General features: G+C 33.1%; 22 protein-coding genes and 1 riboswitch. Of the genes, 19 read left to right on the top strand and 3 right to left on the bottom strand.

Annotated elements, in window-relative coordinates:
• Window positions 1–10: 10 nt before the first annotated feature.
• The 14 genes from HMPREF2937_RS05045 to gcvPB all read left to right on the top strand — a co-directional run bounded on the left by HMPREF2937_RS05045 (window position 11) and on the right by gcvPB (window position 11967).
• Window positions 11–1468, top strand: a complete 1458-nt coding sequence (locus HMPREF2937_RS05045; RefSeq protein WP_070864147.1) for a rhomboid family protein — start codon at window positions 11–13, stop codon at window positions 1466–1468.
• On the top strand, window positions 1452–1652 hold the full coding sequence (locus HMPREF2937_RS05040; protein WP_002481044.1) for a YqgQ family protein: 201 nt from the start codon (window positions 1452–1454) through the stop codon (window positions 1650–1652). Before HMPREF2937_RS05045 ends, HMPREF2937_RS05040 begins: the two co-directional genes overlap by 17 nt.
• Window positions 1652–2638: an ROK family glucokinase gene (locus HMPREF2937_RS05035; protein ID WP_070864146.1), complete on the top strand. Its 987-nt coding sequence runs from the start codon at window positions 1652–1654 to the stop codon at window positions 2636–2638. The genes HMPREF2937_RS05040 and HMPREF2937_RS05035 overlap by 1 nt, the downstream gene beginning before the upstream one ends.
• Complete coding sequence (locus HMPREF2937_RS05030; RefSeq protein WP_002481042.1) at window positions 2638–2967, top strand: MTH1187 family thiamine-binding protein; 330 nt, start codon at window positions 2638–2640, stop codon at window positions 2965–2967. The genes HMPREF2937_RS05035 and HMPREF2937_RS05030 overlap by 1 nt, the downstream gene beginning before the upstream one ends.
• Window positions 2967–3590 carry an MBL fold metallo-hydrolase gene (locus tag HMPREF2937_RS05025; protein WP_057510470.1) on the top strand — a complete coding sequence of 208 codons (624 nt, stop codon included), beginning with the start codon at window positions 2967–2969 and terminating at the stop codon, window positions 3588–3590. Before HMPREF2937_RS05030 ends, HMPREF2937_RS05025 begins: the two co-directional genes overlap by 1 nt.
• Window positions 3591–3646: 56 nt before the next feature.
• Window positions 3647–4621, top strand: coding sequence for a competence type IV pilus ATPase ComGA (comGA, locus tag HMPREF2937_RS05020; RefSeq protein ID WP_002481040.1), 975 nt, complete (start codon window positions 3647–3649; stop codon window positions 4619–4621).
• Window positions 4593–5666: a competence type IV pilus assembly protein ComGB gene (gene comGB / locus HMPREF2937_RS05015; RefSeq protein WP_070864145.1), complete on the top strand. Its 1074-nt coding sequence runs from the start codon at window positions 4593–4595 to the stop codon at window positions 5664–5666. Before comGA ends, comGB begins: the two co-directional genes overlap by 29 nt.
• Window positions 5667–5683: 17 nt before the next feature.
• The gene (gene comGC, locus HMPREF2937_RS05010) at window positions 5684–6013 is read left to right on the top strand and encodes a competence type IV pilus major pilin ComGC (RefSeq protein WP_002481038.1); all 330 of its coding nucleotides are present in this window, start codon (window positions 5684–5686) and stop codon (window positions 6011–6013) included.
• 2 nt (window positions 6014–6015) lie between these two features.
• Complete coding sequence (gene comGD / locus HMPREF2937_RS05005; protein ID WP_070864144.1) at window positions 6016–6441, top strand: competence type IV pilus minor pilin ComGD; 426 nt, start codon at window positions 6016–6018, stop codon at window positions 6439–6441.
• Between the two features lie 218 nt (window positions 6442–6659).
• A complete protein-coding gene (comGF, locus tag HMPREF2937_RS05000) occupies window positions 6660–7154 on the top strand; it encodes a competence type IV pilus minor pilin ComGF (RefSeq protein ID WP_070864143.1) in 495 nt (164 codons plus the stop codon).
• A gap of 164 nt (window positions 7155–7318) precedes the next feature.
• Window positions 7319–7858, top strand: coding sequence for a shikimate kinase (locus HMPREF2937_RS04990; protein ID WP_002481034.1), 540 nt, complete (start codon window positions 7319–7321; stop codon window positions 7856–7858).
• A riboswitch (glycine riboswitch) is annotated at window positions 7836–7955 on the top strand. (Overlaps the previous gene by 23 nt.)
• Window positions 7956–8036: 81 nt before the next feature.
• A complete protein-coding gene (gene gcvT, locus HMPREF2937_RS04985) occupies window positions 8037–9131 on the top strand; it encodes a glycine cleavage system aminomethyltransferase GcvT (protein WP_070864142.1) in 1095 nt (364 codons plus the stop codon).
• A gap of 21 nt (window positions 9132–9152) precedes the next feature.
• Window positions 9153–10502 (top strand): aminomethyl-transferring glycine dehydrogenase subunit GcvPA, encoded by a 1350-nt coding sequence (gene gcvPA / locus HMPREF2937_RS04980; protein WP_057510473.1) that lies wholly within the window; start codon window positions 9153–9155, stop codon window positions 10500–10502.
• Window positions 10492–11967 (top strand): aminomethyl-transferring glycine dehydrogenase subunit GcvPB, encoded by a 1476-nt coding sequence (gene gcvPB / locus HMPREF2937_RS04975; protein WP_002481031.1) that lies wholly within the window; start codon window positions 10492–10494, stop codon window positions 11965–11967. The genes gcvPA and gcvPB overlap by 11 nt, the downstream gene beginning before the upstream one ends.
• A 99-nt stretch (window positions 11968–12066) precedes the next feature.
• On the opposite strand, the gene HMPREF2937_RS04970 is transcribed toward gcvPB, so the two are convergent.
• The gene (locus HMPREF2937_RS04970; protein ID WP_002481030.1) at window positions 12067–12453 is read right to left on the bottom strand and encodes a rhodanese-like domain-containing protein; all 387 of its coding nucleotides are present in this window, start codon (window positions 12451–12453) and stop codon (window positions 12067–12069) included.
• A 224-nt stretch (window positions 12454–12677) separates the two neighbouring features.
• Here HMPREF2937_RS04970 and HMPREF2937_RS04965 point away from each other — a divergent pair, with 224 nt between their 5' ends.
• Window positions 12678–13508 (top strand): lipoate--protein ligase family protein, encoded by an 831-nt coding sequence (locus tag HMPREF2937_RS04965; RefSeq protein WP_002481029.1) that lies wholly within the window; start codon window positions 12678–12680, stop codon window positions 13506–13508.
• A gap of 49 nt (window positions 13509–13557) precedes the next feature.
• On the opposite strand, the gene HMPREF2937_RS04960 is transcribed toward HMPREF2937_RS04965, so the two are convergent.
• Together HMPREF2937_RS04960 and HMPREF2937_RS04955 are read right to left on the bottom strand one after the other, a co-directional pair.
• Window positions 13558–13770 carry an SA1362 family protein gene (locus HMPREF2937_RS04960; RefSeq protein WP_057510475.1) on the bottom strand — a complete coding sequence of 71 codons (213 nt, stop codon included), beginning with the start codon at window positions 13768–13770 and terminating at the stop codon, window positions 13558–13560.
• A 26-nt stretch (window positions 13771–13796) separates the two neighbouring features.
• Window positions 13797–14384 carry a hypothetical protein gene (locus tag HMPREF2937_RS04955; protein WP_070864141.1) on the bottom strand — a complete coding sequence of 196 codons (588 nt, stop codon included), beginning with the start codon at window positions 14382–14384 and terminating at the stop codon, window positions 13797–13799.
• Window positions 14385–14628: 244 nt separating this feature from the next.
• Here HMPREF2937_RS04955 and HMPREF2937_RS04950 point away from each other — a divergent pair, with 244 nt between their 5' ends.
• The 4 genes from HMPREF2937_RS04950 to accC form a co-directional block, all read left to right on the top strand.
• Window positions 14629–15687, top strand: a complete 1059-nt coding sequence (locus HMPREF2937_RS04950; protein ID WP_070864140.1) for a M24 family metallopeptidase — start codon at window positions 14629–14631, stop codon at window positions 15685–15687.
• Between the two features lie 27 nt (window positions 15688–15714).
• Window positions 15715–16272 (top strand): elongation factor P, encoded by a 558-nt coding sequence (gene efp, locus HMPREF2937_RS04945; protein WP_002481025.1) that lies wholly within the window; start codon window positions 15715–15717, stop codon window positions 16270–16272.
• A gap of 212 nt (window positions 16273–16484) precedes the next feature.
• Window positions 16485–16958 carry an acetyl-CoA carboxylase biotin carboxyl carrier protein gene (gene accB, locus HMPREF2937_RS04940; RefSeq protein ID WP_002481024.1) on the top strand — a complete coding sequence of 158 codons (474 nt, stop codon included), beginning with the start codon at window positions 16485–16487 and terminating at the stop codon, window positions 16956–16958.
• A 2-nt stretch (window positions 16959–16960) separates the two neighbouring features.
• Window positions 16961–18187: acetyl-CoA carboxylase biotin carboxylase subunit (gene accC / locus HMPREF2937_RS04935; RefSeq protein ID WP_070864139.1), on the top strand; the 1227-nt coding region annotated here is incomplete at its 3' end.

Here is an 18187-nt window from a genome sequence, read left to right as displayed (position 1 = left end):
TGGAGGCACCATGAATATAGAAAAACAATTTTGGAAATTAATTTATTATTATGTTAAATACTTCAACTACGAAATCGCACATATCAGTAAGAATGATACAGAAGTTTGGCTATCCAATAAAAATAAGAAAAAACTTATTATTGTTAAAACTGGAGTAAGCAGCTCGCAAGAAATACGTTTTGACAAAAGCAGAGTTTTAGAACATCAAAACGAAATAAGTGAATACACAGGATTCATTCCAAAATATGTGACTTTCAATTATTTAACTGAAAAAATCTTCACTTATGAGAACTTGAATGAAGTTCATCCTATTCACATGAATTTTAATGTCATTCGAAACCAACAAGATTTATTAAAAACTTTGCCGAACCCTATTATAGCTAAGCTTTATTCGCGTCAAAATGATAAAACATCACTCTACTACAAGAAACGACTTTATAGTAACAATCCTATAGAAAAATATATGTTGAAATTTGCTCCAGTCACATACTCGCTTATTGCTATTAATATAATAATTTGGCTGTTTATGTTTTTGATCATCAATGCATTTACAAACAGAAGTTTATTAGATTGGGGCGGTTTAGTTCATTTTAATGTAGTGCATGGAGAGATATACCGTTTAATCTCATCTATGTTCATTCATTTTAACTTTGAACATATATTGATGAATATGCTTTCATTGTTTATCTTCGGAAAACTTGTTGAAGCCATTGCTGGTCATTGGAAAATGCTAGGGATTTATTTCGTCTCTGGTATCTTTGGTAACATTGTATCTTTAGCACTGGACACAAACTCGATTTCAGTAGGTGCTAGTGGTGCAATTTTCGGTTTGATTGGCAGTCTATTCGCAATTATGTATCTTAGTAAACAATATACACCAAAAATGCTATTACAATTAGTTGGTGTATTAGCGTTATTAACAGTATTTTCATTATTTATGGCTAATGTAAATATCTACGCACATTTAGGTGGATTTATTGGTGGATTACTAGCTACTTTTATAGGTTATTATTTTAATAAAGATCGAAAGTTATTTTGGATTTTACTTGGTGTCGGTATTTTACTATTGATTATCTTGTTAATAAGAACATTCACTATTAAAGAGGATAATATTTATGATAAATTAATAAGTGAAGAGATGAGCAATGGTAATTACAACAAAGCTGAAGAGCTTATTAAACATACTATGAATAAAGGCTACGAAGATGATTATACATATTATTTAAGTGGTCTATTAAAAGCAACAAAAGATTCAAAAGCTGAAGGAATTTCAACATGGGAACGCGGATTAAAACATTACCCTAACTCTGGCGTTCTAAATTATGAACTAGCAATTGCTAATCGTTCATTAGGAGATAAAAAATCGGCACTTAAACATATAAAGGTTGCAGTAAAATCAAATCCTCATAATGAAAAATATAAGTATCTAAAAAAAGAGTTGGAAAAACAAAATGAATCGTCAAATTAACACGTTTTACGACGTACAACAGTTACTTAAACAATTTGGGTTTATAATTTACTTTAAAGATAAACACGACATGTATGAAATGATGGAACAAGAAATTAGAGAGCTATTTGAATATCAACTTATCTCTAAGGACGCATTTATCAAGTGTATCTTAATAATCAATCAAAGAAGGATGAATAAGTAATGAGAAATTTAATATTGGCAGCCGATGTCGGTGGAACTACATGTAAACTAGGAATTTTTGATAACAAACTTGAAAGAATCACTAAATGGTCGATACAAACTGATATCAGTGATCCATCAGGTGTCGTTTTACTTAAATCTATTTACAGTGCGTTTGTACAAAAAATGAATGAATTAAGTCTAAAAATGGAAGATGTTATTGGATTGGGAATTGGTGTACCAGGACCTGTTGATTTCGAATCAGGTATTGTTCATGGAGCAGTAAATTTAAACTGGCCTGGGGATGTTAACGTGCGAGCGATTCTTTCACAATTTGTAAGTTTCCCGATTTTTGTTGACAACGATGCTAATGCAGCGGCACTAGGTGAAAAACATAAGGGTGCAGGTCATGATGCAGATGATGTTGTAGCCATTACATTAGGCACTGGAGTAGGTGGCGGTATTATCTCAAATGGTAAGTTAGTCCACGGTCATAATGGTTCTGGTGCTGAAATTGGTCATTTCAGAGTAGACTTTGATCAACGGTTTGCTTGTAATTGTGGTAAAAATGGTTGTTTTGAAACTGTTGCTTCAGCAACAGGTGTAGTTAACTTAGTTAAATTTTATCATCCTAAACTTACAATCAAATCTTCGATTTTAGAGCTCATTAAAGAAGATAGAGTCACTGCAAAAGACGTTTTCGATGCTTCTAAAAAAGGTGATTTGTTCTGCTTATTTATTACTGAACGTGTTGCAAACTATATCGCTTATGCATGCAGTATCATCAGTGTAATGAGCAACCCGAAATATATTATCTTAGGTGGCGGAATGTCTGAAGCAGGAGATATTCTAATTGAAAATATTAAAACTGAATATAGAAACCTTACTTTTACACCTGCACAAAACGGCACTGAAATTGTGAAAGCACAATTAGGAAACGATGCTGGCATTACTGGTGCTGCAGGTTTAATAAAAACATATGTTATTGAAGAGGAGCGTGTTGAATAATGGCTATCGTAGACGTAGTCGTAATTCCGGTAGGAACAGAAGGTCCAAGTGTAAGTAAATATATTGCGGAAATTCAAACAAAATTAAAAGAATTCAAAGAACAAGGTATCATTGATTACCAGCTAACACCTATGAATACCCTAATAGAAGGTGATTTGAAAGACTTATTGCATGTCGTTCAAGTAATTCATGAACTGCCTTTTGATAAAGGTCTAGACAGGGTATGTACTAATATAAGAATAGATGACCGTCGAGACAAATCTAGAAAAATGAATGATAAATTGGTCTCTGTTCAAAAACAATTAGACAAAAATAGTGGTGAAAAATAATGGAAATTTCATTTTTAACTTTAGGTATAGCGGATACAAACACTTATTTTATAGAAAATGAAGACAGTGTTTTACTTGTAGATCCATCAAGTGATGGACAAGAGATTATTTCAAAACTTAAATCTATTGGCAAACCGTTGAAAGCAATCATTTTAACTCATGCGCACTTTGATCATATCGGTGCATTAGACGAAGTGTTGGAGCACTATGATGTGCCTGTTTATCTTCATAAAGAAGAATTTGATTTTCTTACTGAACCTGCAAAAAATGGTTCTGAAAAATTCAGTCAATATGGTTTAAAGCCTATTACAAGTCATGCAAAGCCCATTGCACTCGATGAAGGTAAACATGATATCGAAGGATTCAATGTCGAAGTCATGCATACACCTGGTCATTCACCAGGAGGGCTCACTTTTATCTTTGATGATTTCGCATTAGTTGGAGATGCTTTATTTAATAACGGTATCGGAAGAACAGATTTATATCGTGGAGACTACGAAACATTAGTAGACTCTATACAAGATAAAATTTTCACTATAAAAGATGATCTACCGTTATATCCAGGACATGGCCCTTCTACCACTGTAGAAGGTGAACAATTAAATCCTTATCTACACGGCTAAAATTTAAAAGTAATATTCTCACCTCCTACGTTTGTATATGTAGGAGGTGATTTTTTATGAAAAGACTATTTGAAAAAATTTTAATCGACGCAATCGCGCAACGCGTATCAGACATTCATTTTATACCAATAGAACATGCCGTACTTATTAAGTTCAGAGTTAATGATATGTTATTAAATTATGAATCCATTGAGATAACAACGTATCAGAAGTTACTTACTTTTATGAAGTTCTTATCTGGCTTAGATGTTTCTACTTATCACCAAGCACAAAGTGGCCAAACAACTTTCAAGCATCAAATGCTTTACAATTTAAGAGTATCTACTTTGCCGCTCTCATTAGGAATGGAAAGCTGCGTTATTAGAGTTTCCCCACAGTATTTTACTCAAGAATTTGAATGTGAAGGTCCAAAACACTTTCATCACCTAATGAATAAAAAACAAGGTTTAATTTTATTTACAGGTCCAACGGGTTCAGGGAAGAGTACTATGATGTATGAAATGGTTTCTTTTGCGAAAGAAAAATTAAACCTAAACATTATTACAGTCGAAGACCCAGTAGAGAAGAGGATTCCTGGGATAACTCAAATCTCTGTAAATGAAAAAGCCGGTATCAACTATGAAAGTTCTTTCAAAGCTATTTTACGATGTGATCCAGATATTATCCTTATCGGAGAAATTCGTGAAGCATCTATTGCTAAATGTGTTATTCAAGCCTCATTAAGCGGACATTTGGTGTTGTCTACATTACATTCTAATGATTGCGAGGGTGCCTTGTTACGTTTACTAGAAATGGGCATAACACCGCAAGAGGCGCAACAAGCCATAGCCTTAATATCAAATCAAAGGCTAGTTACAAATCAATCAGGACATCGTGAACTAGCATATGAGACATTATATCAATCAGATATTCAATACTTTTTTAAAAACAATCATATGCTGCCCAAACATTTTATAAAATTAAGCAAAGTACTTAGTCAGATGAACAAAGAAGGCGTTATTTGTGAAGAAGTGTTTAAAAGATATACTTAATTCCAAGATTCGTAATAAGAAACAAATAAGTGACAAAGATCAACTCATATTATTAAACAGATTGAAAATATTACTTGATCATGGATTTACTTTGATAGAATCATTTGAATTCTTGAATATGCACATTGATTATAAAGATAAAGAAACGCGCCATACGATTATAAAATCTTTAAAAGATGGTAAGAATTGTCATTTTATCCTCTCGTTTCTAAACTATCCTCAAACTATTGTGACTCAAATATATTTTTCCGAAAAGTTCGGAAGGCTGTCTGACAGCTTAACTGAGTCATATACATTTCTAAAACAGAAATGCGAATCAAAACAACGCTTGATCAAAACAATTCAATATCCTGTGATACTAATAGGTGTATTTATGTGCATGCTGTTTGGTATCAATTATTTTATACTACCTGAATTCCAACAAATATATACCACAATGGACATTCAATTGTCTCCGCTTTTAAAGATACTCAATTATACAATTCAACATTTTCCTCACATCATTCTTTCCCTTATTGCATTTTTATCAATAATTTTCCTAATTCTATTCCAATATATAAGAAAGCTGCCAATAGAAAAACGAATCAAATTTATTATTAAACTCCCATTCATCAACACCTACTACAAACTCTTTAAAACTTATCAAATTACAAATGAATTATCGTTGTTTTTTCGAAATGGTATTGTTTTACAGCAGATATCAAATATTTACACAGAACAGAAGGTTGATTTGTTTTTAAATTACCTTGGTGATTTCATGATTAAAAATATTGAAAAAGGGATGCGATTACCTGAAATTTTACAAGCAGTTGGTTGTTTTCAAGAAGAACTTATTCATTTTATTGAACAAGGTGAAAAGAGCGGAAAAATTGATATAGAATTAAGCATCTACGCACAGATTCTTCTAAGTCAAATCGAGCGTCAAATGAACAAACAAATAAAGTTTATTCAACCAGTTATCTTTTTATTGCTAGGATTTCTAATTATCTCACTTTATCTAGTCATTATGTTGCCAATGTTCGACATGCTTCAATCCATCAAATAACAAAGAAGGAGAAACCTATGAAAAACCTTGTCAAAAACTTAAAACATAAATATTTACGAGCATTTACTTTACTAGAAATGCTTTTAGTTCTTTTAGTTATCAGCGTTTTATTGATACTCATTATTCCAAATATCGCTAAACAATCTAAGCATGTTCAAGATACTGGGTGTGAAGCACAACAAAAAATGGTGAATAGCCAAATAGAAGCTTTTACTCTGAATAAAAATAGAGCGCCTTCTTCAATCGATGAATTAGTTAGTGAAGGATTTTTAAAAGAAGGTCAAAAAACATGTAAATCTGGAAAAACGATTACAATCAGCGACGGCGAAGCTACCGTTAGTCAATAGTCATGAAAGCTTTTACTATGATTGAAACTTTGCTAGTTCTTGCGATTATTAGCCTTTTAACATATCTAAGTTTAAATGTTAAAAGCCCAACACATTTAAAAGACGTGGAAAATGAATTATTAGCTAAAAATCTTGCTGCGCAAATAATATACATGAAATCTACTGCTATTAAAAATCATGATGATGTTATACTATTTTTTAATCGTGGCAGCAATAGAATCAAAGTAATAAATCAAAATCATCAAGTAAGTTATATAACAATCACAAAAGGAGAAATAGTAAGAAGTAACAATATGGATATTGTTGTTATTAGTCCAGAAGGTGAGTTTAATCGGTTTGGATCTGTTTACATTATGTTTAATCAAACAACATTTCGCTTTATTTTCCATATTGAGAAAGGAAGTTTAAGAATTGAAAAGACATCGTAGTAAAAATTATATCAAGGGATCTTTTATGCTTGATGCATTGACTTCGTTTTCTCTTATCATTACTTTACTTCTAATTTTCTTGCCTGTATTAATTAATCAGCACTTACAGTTTCGTAAAGAAATTGAAAAAGCAGATATGTATCGCACATTAATAACGGTAATTAATCGTTTTAACATAAATGAAATTCAACAAGGGATACAACTGGAGCATTATACCATTGAAAAGATTGAACAATCTATTTGTATTAAAAGCAATGAAACTAATAGTCACTACTGTTTTAAAGTTAAATCAAAAAAGAATTAAAGGCTTTACATTCATCGAAATGATTTTTGCGTTATGTATTTTTTCAATTACAATGAGTCTAATACCACCTTTATTCAAATCTGTAAAAACATTAAATAAACACATGGATGATGCATCTTTGATTCACTATGAATTTTTTGCACAAGACATATCTAGAGAGATTAAACATATACCAATAGATAAAATCAATGTCAGTAATAGACGCATAACGTTACAAGAAGATAGCAAACAAACAGCGTATATCTTTTCTAATCGGAAAATTTATAAAAATATAAATTCACGCGGAAATATAACGCTGATACAGGATATAAGTGACTTCAAAGTAACAAAAATTGACGATAAATACTTAAAGGTGGAAATGATTCTGATTGAAAACGAAGAAAAATATTACAAAGTACTATACTTATAATCTGAAAGGTTACCTGTTACCGTTTACAACAATAATTTTTATGATTTTTATTCTTATTTTGACTTCCTATAGCTATCAATATAGCTTAAAATTAAAGACAATACACAACCTTAACATCTACTACAAACAACAACTAGAACAAATTGTTGAGAAGGATGAGAAATATGAAAAACAAGGAAGTTAAAAAAGAACCCATTATTTTTATAGGATTTATGGGAACGGGCAAAACAACATTAGGAAAATATATCGCTGAAAAAGAGGGTAAGAGCTTTATTGATTTAGATCAACTTATCGAATTGCGAACACATCAAACAATCCCTGAAATCTTTGAATTGAAAGGAGAGAGTGGCTTCAGGAAATTAGAAACGCAATATTTACAGGAAGCTATTAATGAATATGACATCATTTCTACTGGCGGGGGTGTGATTGAAAGCCCTGATTCTATGGAAATTTTATCCCACTATAAATTTATAATTTGGTTAGATGCAAGCATTCAACTTATATACGATAGAATTAAAAACGATAGTAATCGACCTAACGCTGCAAATAAAGCATTCGATGAATTAAAAAGGTTGTATTTATCAAGGGTTTCACGATATAATGAAATCGCATTCAGCAGAATGGATACAGACAATGATTTGAGTTTATTACATCAAAATTTGATGAATATCATTATAGCGAATGATCAGTATTGGAGAGAATGAATTATCTAAAACATTATTTGTGTTTTAGCTTGTATTCATCGCCGAAGGTGCAAGATGTTATATCGAATCTCTCAGGCAAAAGGATAATACTGTGACGCATTCCTGAAGGTAACTACAGGATAGCAATTGGCTTTGCTATCCTGTTTTTAATATTTAATCACATATAGGGGGTTGCAAGATGTCAAACGACTTAAAAAAGACACCATTATACGACCGTTTTATTGAAAGCGGAGCAAAAATTGTTGAATTCGGTGGATGGGCAATGCCTGTTCAATTTTCTAGTATCAAAGAAGAACATAACGCAGTAAGGGAAGTTATGGGAATCTTTGATGTCAGCCATATGGGCGAAGTGTTAATTGAAGGCAAAGAAGCATCAGAATTCATTCAATATGTGCTTTCAAATGATACAGATCAATTATCAGATAACAAAGCGCAATATACTGCACTTTGCAATGAAAAAGGTGGCGTGATTGATGATTTAATCACTTATAAATTAGATGATAATAAATTTTTATTAGTGGTTAATGCTGCAAATACAGATAAAGACTATGAGTGGATTAAATCTCACTCAGACAAATTTGATGTAAATGTTGAAAATGTTTCTGATCAATACGGTCAATTAGCAGTTCAAGGACCAAAAGCACGCGACTATGTTGCAAGCTTGGTTGATGTAGATATATCTGAAATGAAACCTTTCGAATTCAAAAAAGATGTTGAAATCTTTGGAAAAAATGTTATCTTATCTCAATCAGGTTATACTGGTGAAGACGGTTTTGAAATTTATTGCGACTCTAAAGACGTCGTAGATATTTGGGATGGTCTTTTAGAAAATGCTGATTTAAAACCAGCTGGATTAGGTGCACGTGATACTTTACGTTTAGAGGCAGGTTTACCTCTACATGGACAAGAGTTATCAGAAGATATCACACCTTATGAAGGTGGTATTGCATTTGCTGCTAAACCATTGATTGAAGCAGACTTCATTGGTAAAGACGTGTTAAAAGATCAAAAAGAAAATGGAGCAAAACTTAGATCAGTTGGTTTAGAAATGATCGAAAAAGGTATCCCAAGAACTGGCTATGATGTGCTAGACTTAGAAGGTAACAAAATTGGGCAAGTTACATCTGGTACGCAATCGCCAGCAACTGGAAAAGGCATTGCATTAGCAATGATTGACCGTGATGAATTCGAAATGGGCAAAGAAGTCATCGTTCAAGTAAGAAAACGTCAAGTCAAAGCTAAAATTGTCAAGAAAAATCAAATCAGTAAATAATTTAATGAAGGGGTGGCAGTGGTGAGTCATCGTTATATACCATTAACTGAAAAAGACAAAAAAGAAATGTTAGAAACAATCGGCGCAAGCTCAATTGAAGAATTATTTGGAGATGTGCCAAAAGAAATTTTATTGGATAGAGAGTTAGATATTCCAAATGGAGAAGATGAAACTACTTTATTCAAACGTCTTAGCAGAGTTGCTAATAAAAACATTACAAAAGAAGATCATACTTCATTCTTAGGTGCGGGTGTTTATGACCATTATGCACCAGCTGTTGTAGATGCTATGATTTCACGTTCAGAATTCTATACAGCTTATACGCCTTACCAACCAGAAATTTCACAAGGGGAACTTCAAGCAATCTTTGAATTCCAAACTTTAATTTGTGAATTAACAGGTATGGATGTTGCAAACTCATCTATGTATGATGGAATCACAGCATTTGCTGAGGCATGTATTTTAGCATTAAGTCAATCTAAAAAGAATAAGATTGTTGTATCTAAAGGTTTGCATTATCAAGCATTACAAGTACTTCACACATATTCAAAAGTTAGAAGTGAATATGAAATTGTAGAAGTTGATCTAGACGGTACTGTAACTGATTTAGAAAAATTAGATGCAGCTATTGATGAAGATACAGCAGCTGTTGCTGTTCAGTATCCTAATTTCTATGGTTCTATCGAAGATTTAGAAAAAGTTAAATCATTTATTAAAAGTAAAAAGACATTATTTATTGTCTACGCAAATCCACTTTCACTTGGCTTGTTAACACCTCCAGGTGAATTCGGTGCAGATATTGTTGTAGGTGATACACAACCATTTGGTATTCCAAGTCAATTCGGTGGACCACACTGTGGTTTCTTCGCAACAACTAAAAAGTTAATGCGTAAAATCCCAGGTCGCTTAGTTGGTCAAACGAATGATGATCATGGAAACCGTGGTTTCGTATTAACGCTACAAGCGCGTGAACAACATATCCGTCGTGATAAAGCAACTTCAAACATCTGTTCAAACCAAGCTTTAAATGCTCTAGCATCTTCAATTGCTATGTCAGCTCTAGGAAAACAAGGTATTCAAGATATTGCTGAACAAAACTTTGAAAATGCTAACTATGCTAAGAAAGAGTTTGAAAAAGCAGGTGTAGAAGTATTACCAGGTACATCTTATAATGAATTCGTTATTAAGTTGGACAAACCTGTTAAAGAAGTAAATGGTCAATTATTAGAAGAGGGCATTATTGGCGGTTTCGATTTAACTGAAATCAATGACGATATGGGACATGCAATGCTAGTTGCTGTCACTGAATTAAGAACAAAAGATGAAATTGATACTTTTGTGAAGAAAGTGGGTGAGATTAATGGTCAGTAAATCAAGTCCATTAATTTTCGAACGTTCAAGAGCAGGAAGATATGCATACTCTCTTCCGAAAAAAGAGATTGATACAAATGCAGTTGAAGAATTATTAGATGATAAATTCATCCGTAAAAACAAAGCAGAATTCCCTGAAGTATCAGAATTAGACTTAGTAAGACACTATACTGAGTTATCTAACAAGAACTTCGGTGTAGATACTGGTTTCTATCCTTTAGGTTCATGTACAATGAAGTACAACCCTAAAATCAATGAAAAAGTAGCACGTATTCCTGGATTTGCTGAAGCACATCCATTACAAGAAGAATCTCAAATTCAAGGTTCTTTAGAAATCATTCATAGCTTACAAGAAGAATTAAAAGAAATTACAGGCATGGATGAAGTAACATTACAACCTGCAGCAGGTGCACATGGTGAGTGGACTGCATTAATGATTTTCAAAGCTTATCATGAAAAAAACGGTGAAGGTCACCGTGATGAAGTCATTGTACCTGACTCAGCACATGGTACAAACCCTGCTTCTGCAGCTTTCGCTGGCTTCAAATCAGTTACAGTTAAATCTGATGAAAACGGCGAAGTAGACGTAGAAGATTTAAAAACTCTTGTTAATGAAAATACAGCAGCAATTATGTTAACAAACCCTAATACTTTAGGTATCTTTGAACATAACATTATGGAAATTGGAAAAATTGTTCATGATGCTGGCGGCTTATTATACTATGATGGCGCAAATTTAAACGCGATTATGGATAAAGTAAGACCTGGAGACATGGGCTTTGATGCTGTTCACTTGAACTTACACAAGACATTCACTGGGCCTCACGGCGGTGGTGGACCAGGTTCAGGTCCTGTTGGAGTTAAAAAAGAACTTGCTAGCTTCTTACCAAAACCAATGGTAATCAAAGATGGCGACACTTATAAATATGACAACGATATTAAAGATTCTATCGGTCGTGTTAAACCATTCTACGGTAACTTTGGAATCTACTTACGTGCTTATACGTATATTAGAACAATGGGTAACATTGGTCTTAAAGAAGTTTCAGAAGCAGCAGTGCTTAATGCCAACTACATTAAAGCACGTCTGAAAGATGCATTTGAAATTCCATATAACCAATATTGTAAACACGAATTCGTATTAAGTGGATCTAAGCAGAAAAAAGAAGGCGTTCGTACATTAGATATGGCGAAACGTTTATTAGACTTCGGTGTTCATCCACCTACAATTTACTTCCCGCTTAATGTGGAAGAAGGTATGATGATTGAACCTACAGAAACAGAATCTAAAGAAACATTAGATTACTTCTGTGATGCATTGATTCAAATCGCTGAAGAAGCAAAAGAAGATCCAGATAAAGTGCTTGAAGCACCTCATAATACAGTAATCGATAGACTTGATGAGACTAAAGCAGCTAGACATCCAGTCTTGAAATTCGAAAACTTACACGAAGAAAAACTTTAATATCAATAATAATTAAACCCTCGTTTTTAATGAACGAGGGTTTTCTTCATGAAAAAAGCAGCAATGACAATTCATCGCTGCTACATTTTAATTATAATGCTATTTTTTTGATTTAACTTTCCCGGTCCATTTTTTGTAACCGCCTTTAAGCATGTAGATATCTCTATATCCATTTTTTCTTAAAATACGCGCTGCTCTATAACTTGCTACACCATTGGCATCGCATAAATAAATAGGCTGATCCTTTCTTAGACCTTTAAATCGTTGACTAAAAAGCGTCATAGGAATGTTTCTGGCACCAATAATATGGCCATAATCATAGTCAACTTTTTCTCTTACATCAATCACTTGAGCTTTACGTAAACCTTTATGGAATTCTTCTTGATCTAATTCTGTTACAGCTCTTTTATTGATGAAAAATTGGATTAACATATATACAGCAATAATAACTAAAACAGCTAAAATGATTATCCAAAAGCTATTCATCTTGCTTCCTCCTATATTTACCGATACTACAATTATAAGACTGTTTCACTCATTTATCAAAAAGTTTTTCTCAGAAATGAACCGAGATTTCATTTTGTACAAAAATGCAAATCAGATTTAATATTTACTGAAGAAAATCCAGCCATGAATATTAATCAAATATGCTGTATGTATGGTAATATACATACATATAGTTAAATACAAGGTGATTGGAGATTTTAAAATTGACAGAAACATGGAATTTTATTAATTCGGGCAGTCATGACCCATTTTATAATATGGCTATGGATGAAGCTTTATTAAACTTTGTATCCAGAGGTGAAATCGATCCTGTCATCAGATTTTATACATGGGATCCAGCAACGCTTTCTATTGGTTATTTCCAAAGATTAAAGAAAGAAATTGATATTGAAAAGGTCAAAGAAAAAGGCTATGGCTTAGTAAGGCGACAAACAGGTGGAAGAGGCGTGTTACACGATAAAGAACTAACATATAGCGTAATCGTTCCTGAGTCTCATCCTAATATGCCTAAAACAGTTACAGAAGCATACAGAGTCATTTCACAAGGTTTATTAGAGGGATTTAAGTTATTAGGCTTCGACGCTTATTTTGCTGTTCCTAAAAGTAAAGAAGAAAGAGAAAAATTGAAACAACCAAGAAGTTCTGTTTGCTTTGATGCTCCAAGCTGGTATGAACTCGTCGTAGAAGGAAGAAAAATTGCAGGTAGCGCACAAACTAGACAAAAAGGCGTTATTCTTCAACATGGTTCTATTTTAAAAGATATTGATATTGATGACTTATTTGATATGTTTATCTTTAAAAATGACCGCTTAAAAGATAAAATGAAGCAAGCTTTTGTAGATAAAGCTGTTGCGATAAATGATATTTCGGATAAAACAATTTCGATTGAAGAAATGGAAGTAGCATTTGAAAAAGGATTCCAAAAAGGGTTGAATATTAATTTTAAACCATTAGAACTTACTAAAGAACAACAAGCTGAAGTAAAAGAACTTGCAGAAAAATACAAATCTGAAGAGTGGACTTATAGAAAATAAGTAAAATCCCCTGAACCTCTATTTAAACGGCGGTCAGGGGATTTTATTTTTATTTACGACGGTTTCTATATTTCCATTTTGCTATTTTATATTTTCTTTGATCTTTTGTTAAAAAGAAGAAGAAATACAGTAAGTAAGCAATACCTGCGATAATAGCTAAGCTAATTATCGTTCTTACAAGGGAAAATAATATTGAATCTAAGTTCAATATTAACCCGATAAGCGCAATTAATAATATGAGATAAAATAATACTTTACGCATGTTTTCACCTTTCAATACTTCTTGCTTTATGAATTAGTTTTACTAACTTTAATTTGTGCTAATTCTTGTTGGCCTTGTTTTATTTTCTTATCACTTTTTGTAGAGTAACCATCTCTGATAGTTTTAAATGCACTGACCAACTTATTATTAAGTTCTTCAATGTTTTTATTATCAGATTTATCTTTATCAGACATACTACTTTTTTCAAGATCGATTTTGTATTTATCATGTGCACTTTGTAAATCAGTGACTATTTTATCGAGTTTGCTGACCACAGCTTCTTTTCGTTTATTCTTTTGGACATCACTTTCAATTTTGTGATAATCCTTTAATGTATCAGTCACTTTTTGATAGTAATCTGATGTCGCGTTAGCATTTTTGGTTTTCATGCTATTTTGTGCTGCTTCTTTAGTATTCTTTTTATCAGCGCCGAGTTGTTTTTCTTTATCTTTTAAATCACTGATACTTTGCTCTAGTTCTTGGTTTTCTAATTTTAATTGATGATTATCATCTCTTAATTTAGTAGTTTTTTGTTCAAGTGGACCTAAGTTTTGACTCCCGCAGCCCGTTAGTAAAATCGTTGCTCCAATAATCGAAATAAATTTCTTTTTCATAACCTTCTCCTAATTCAAAAGCAAATATTATAGCAATATTTTATCATATTTAGTTCTCAGATTCTTATATTTCAGTTTGCACTTTAATTTTCTTATACATTTTGGGAATTCTTCTTTGATATAAGGTATAAAAGCTTATAGTTCTATGCGCTTTGTGATAAACTTTGGTTATAATAAAAGTGATATAGTCACTATCACAGCTCCATAAAATTACATGATTAAGAATGACATAGGAGGAGTATGTATGTCTAGAATTGAAAAAGTAAATCAAATTATTTCAGAAAAAAATCTAGATGCGTTAGTTGTATTATCTGATTACAACCGCCGTTATTTATCAGGTTTTACTGGTACGAGCGGTGCATTAGTAATTACACCTGAGCGTCGCATCTTGATCACGGATTTCCGTTATATCGATCAAGCTACAAATCAAGCTTCTGAATTTGAAATTGTGAATAGTTCTGCAGGTTTAATTGACGAAGTTAAAGATGTTCTCGAACAAAACCAAGTGAAATATGCAGGATTTGAAGGGCACATCGTAAGCTATGATACATTCCAACAATTAAATGATTCAGACGTTGAATATCAAAGTGTCGGTAATGTAATTGAAGATATCAGAGCTATTAAAGATCAATCAGAAATTGATACGATTCAAAAAGCTGCAGATATTGTAGACAAAACGTATGAGCATATTTTAAGTATCGCAAAAGCAGGAATGACTGAACAAGAATTAAAAGCTGAATTAGAAAGTAAAATGTTAAAATTAGGAGCAAGCGGCCCTTCATTTGACACGATTGTTGCTTCAGGATATCGAGGTGCTTTACCACACGGTGTAGCAAGCGATAAAGTGATTGAAGAAGGTGAGTTGATCACTTTAGATTTTGGTGCATATTATAATGGTTATGTATCTGATATCACACGTACTTTTGCAATTGGCCAACCAGATCCTAAACTAGTAGAAGCTTATAATATTGTATTAGAAGCACAGAAAGCTGCAGTCGCACAAATTAAAGCAGGAATGACAGGTAAAGAGGCAGATGCTATCGCACGTGATATTATCGCAAGTTACGGTTATGGAGATAATTTCGGACATTCAACAGGTCATGGTATTGGTTTAGAAATTCATGAACAACCAATGCTTGCAAAACAATCTGATTATATATTAGTCCCAAATAATTGCGTAACGGTAGAACCGGGTATCTATATAGAGGAACTGGGTGGCATCAGAATAGAAGATGACATCTTAATCACAGAAAATGGTAATGAAGTCTTTACTAAATGCACAAAAGACCTTATTATTTTATAATGAAAGCGTATATGAGGAGGAAACTGAATGATTTCGGTTAATGATTTTAAAACAGGTTTAACAATATCTGTTGATAATGGTATTTGGAAAGTTATTGATTTCCAACATGTAAAACCAGGTAAAGGTTCAGCATTTGTTCGCTCTAAATTAAGAAACTTAAGAACTGGCGCAATTCAAGAAAAAACATTCCGCGCAGGTGAAAAAGTAGAACAAGCAATGATTGAAAACCACCGTATGCAATATTTATATGCAGATGGTGACACTCATGTATTTATGGACAATCAAACATTTGAACAAACTGAATTGCCTGGAGATTATTTAGAAGAAGCATTAAAATACTTGAAAGCAAACATGGAAGTTCAAATCCAAACTTATGAAGGCGAAACGATTGGTGTAGAATTACCAAAAACTGTTGAGCTTACTGTAACAGAAACTGAGCCTGGTATTAAAGGTGATACTGCAACTGGTGCAACTAAATCAGCTACAGTAGAGACTGGATATACGCTTAACGTACCTCTATTCGTTAACGAAGGAGACGTTCTCGTAATCAACACTGGCGACGGCAGTTACGTTTCAAGAGCCTAAATTTTAAATCACCCCTTTTCTGACATCCTATCCATTAATGATTATCAGCAATTTTATGCTGATGGATTCGATGAATGAAAGGGGTTCTTTTATTTTATTATCGTTAAATTACACGATGAGAAAGTTTAAAGTTACAGTGATATGCTTGAATTGATAATTTCAGTCAAGTAAAATATACAAGAAGAGTAAAAACAATCTGAAGGAGCAGTACTATGAATTTTAAAGAAATCAAGGAATTAATTGAAATACTAGATAATTCAAATCTTACTGAAATTAATATAGAAGATAACAAGGGAAGTATCATTAATTTAAAGAAAGAGAAAGAAAGAGAAATCATTACACCACAAATTTCTCAACAAGCTTTCCCTGCACAAGCAGCTGCGCCAGCACCTGTTCAAAATGATTCAGCTGTCAGCGAAGCTTCTTCTGCTGCAAATTCAGAAGCTGATCAGGGGAAAACAATTAACGCACCAATGGTAGGAACATTCTATAAATCACCATCACCAGAAGAAGAAGCTTATGTAAAAGTTGGGGATACTGTATCAAACGATTCAACAGTATGTATTTTAGAAGCTATGAAGTTATTTAATGAGATTCAAGCAGAAGTTTCTGGGGAAATTACTGAAATCTTAGTTGAAGACGGACAAATGGTAGAGTATGGCCAACCGTTATTTAAGGTGAAATAATTATGAAAAAAGTTTTAATTGCCAATCGCGGTGAAATTGCCGTTAGAATCATCAGAGCGTGTAAAGACTTAGGGTTACACACAGTTGCAATTTATTCTGAAGGGGATAAAGAAGCACTACATACTCAAATTGCTGATGAAGCGTACTGTGTGGGTCCTACACAATCTAAAGATTCATATTTAAACATTCCAAATATCTTATCTATTGCTACTTCTACTGGATGCGATGCAGTTCATCCTGGGTATGGATTCTTAGCAGAAAATGGGGATTTTGCAGAATTATGCGAAGCGTGTCAACTTAAGTTTGTTGGTCCAAGTTACGAATCTATTCAAAAGATGGGGATCAAAGACGTAGCCAAAGATGAAATGATTAACGCAAACGTACCAGTTGTTCCAGGTAGTGACGGACTAGTAGATTCAATCGAAGACGCTAAGAAAACAGCGGAAGAAATCGGTTATCCCGTTATCATTAAAGCTACTGCAGGCGGTGGTGGTAAAGGTATTCGTGTAGCTAGAGATGAAAAAGAATTAGAAAATGGCTACAAAATGACACAACAAGAAGCAGAAACTGCCTTTGGTAATGGCGGACTTTATCTTGAAAAATTCATTGAGAATTTCCGTCATATCGAATTCCAAATTATTGGTGACCAGTTTGGTAATGTGATTCAGTTAGGAGAACGTGACTGTACAATTCAACGAAGAATGCAAAAACTTGTCGAAGAAGCACCGTCACCTATATTAACTCCTGAAAAAAGACATGAAATGGGTCAAGCATCTATCAGAGCTGCTAAAGCAGTAAACTATGAAAATGCAGGTACAATTGAATATATTTATGACTTAGATACTGATGAATATTACTTCATGGAGATGAATACTAGGATTCAAGTTGAACACCCTGTTACAGAAATGGTAACCGGGATTGATTTAGTCAAATTACAATTATTAGTTGCTATGGGTGAGCCATTGCCTTTCACTCAAGATGATATTAAAATCAATGGTCATGCAATGGAATTTCGTATTAACGCTGAAAACCCTTATAAAAACTTTATGCCATCACCAGGTAAAATCACACAATATTTAGCACCAGGCGGTTACGGAGTAAGAATAGAATCAGCTTGTTACACAAACTATACTATTCCACCTTATTACGATTCTATGGTTGCTAAATTAATTGTGCATGAACCTACACGTGAAGAAACAATTATGGCAGGTCTACGTGCTTTAAGCGAG

Source organism: Staphylococcus sp. HMSC061G12 (assembly GCF_001838465.1).
GTDB lineage: Bacteria > Bacillota > Bacilli > Staphylococcales > Staphylococcaceae > Staphylococcus > Staphylococcus simulans.
This window is presented reverse-complemented; position numbering and strand designations above follow the sequence as displayed.

Bases quoted from the DNA above. Each gene is read 5' to 3' on its own strand.
- HMPREF2937_RS05045 (WP_070864147.1), top strand. From the start codon at position 11: ATGAATATAGAAAAACAATTTTGGAAATTAATTTATTATTATGTTAAA.
- HMPREF2937_RS05040 (WP_002481044.1), top strand. From the start codon at position 1,452: ATGAATCGTCAAATTAACACGTTTTACGACGTACAACAGTTACTTAAA.
- HMPREF2937_RS05035 (WP_070864146.1), top strand. From the start codon at position 1,652: ATGAGAAATTTAATATTGGCAGCCGATGTCGGTGGAACTACATGTAAA.
- HMPREF2937_RS05030 (WP_002481042.1), top strand. From the start codon at position 2,638: ATGGCTATCGTAGACGTAGTCGTAATTCCGGTAGGAACAGAAGGTCCA.
- HMPREF2937_RS05025 (WP_057510470.1), top strand. From the start codon at position 2,967: ATGGAAATTTCATTTTTAACTTTAGGTATAGCGGATACAAACACTTAT.
- comGA (WP_002481040.1), top strand. From the start codon at position 3,647: ATGAAAAGACTATTTGAAAAAATTTTAATCGACGCAATCGCGCAACGC.
- comGC (WP_002481038.1), top strand. From the start codon at position 5,684: ATGAAAAACCTTGTCAAAAACTTAAAACATAAATATTTACGAGCATTT.
- comGD (WP_070864144.1), top strand. From the start codon at position 6,016: ATGAAAGCTTTTACTATGATTGAAACTTTGCTAGTTCTTGCGATTATT.
- HMPREF2937_RS04990 (WP_002481034.1), top strand. From the start codon at position 7,319: ATGAAAAACAAGGAAGTTAAAAAAGAACCCATTATTTTTATAGGATTT.
- gcvT (WP_070864142.1), top strand. From the start codon at position 8,037: ATGTCAAACGACTTAAAAAAGACACCATTATACGACCGTTTTATTGAA.
- gcvPB (WP_002481031.1), top strand. From the start codon at position 10,492: ATGGTCAGTAAATCAAGTCCATTAATTTTCGAACGTTCAAGAGCAGGA.
- HMPREF2937_RS04970 (WP_002481030.1), bottom strand. From the start codon at position 12,453: ATGAATAGCTTTTGGATAATCATTTTAGCTGTTTTAGTTATTATTGCT.
- HMPREF2937_RS04960 (WP_057510475.1), bottom strand. From the start codon at position 13,770: ATGCGTAAAGTATTATTTTATCTCATATTATTAATTGCGCTTATCGGG.
- HMPREF2937_RS04955 (WP_070864141.1), bottom strand. From the start codon at position 14,384: ATGAAAAAGAAATTTATTTCGATTATTGGAGCAACGATTTTACTAACG.
- HMPREF2937_RS04950 (WP_070864140.1), top strand. From the start codon at position 14,629: ATGTCTAGAATTGAAAAAGTAAATCAAATTATTTCAGAAAAAAATCTA.
- efp (WP_002481025.1), top strand. From the start codon at position 15,715: ATGATTTCGGTTAATGATTTTAAAACAGGTTTAACAATATCTGTTGAT.
- accB (WP_002481024.1), top strand. From the start codon at position 16,485: ATGAATTTTAAAGAAATCAAGGAATTAATTGAAATACTAGATAATTCA.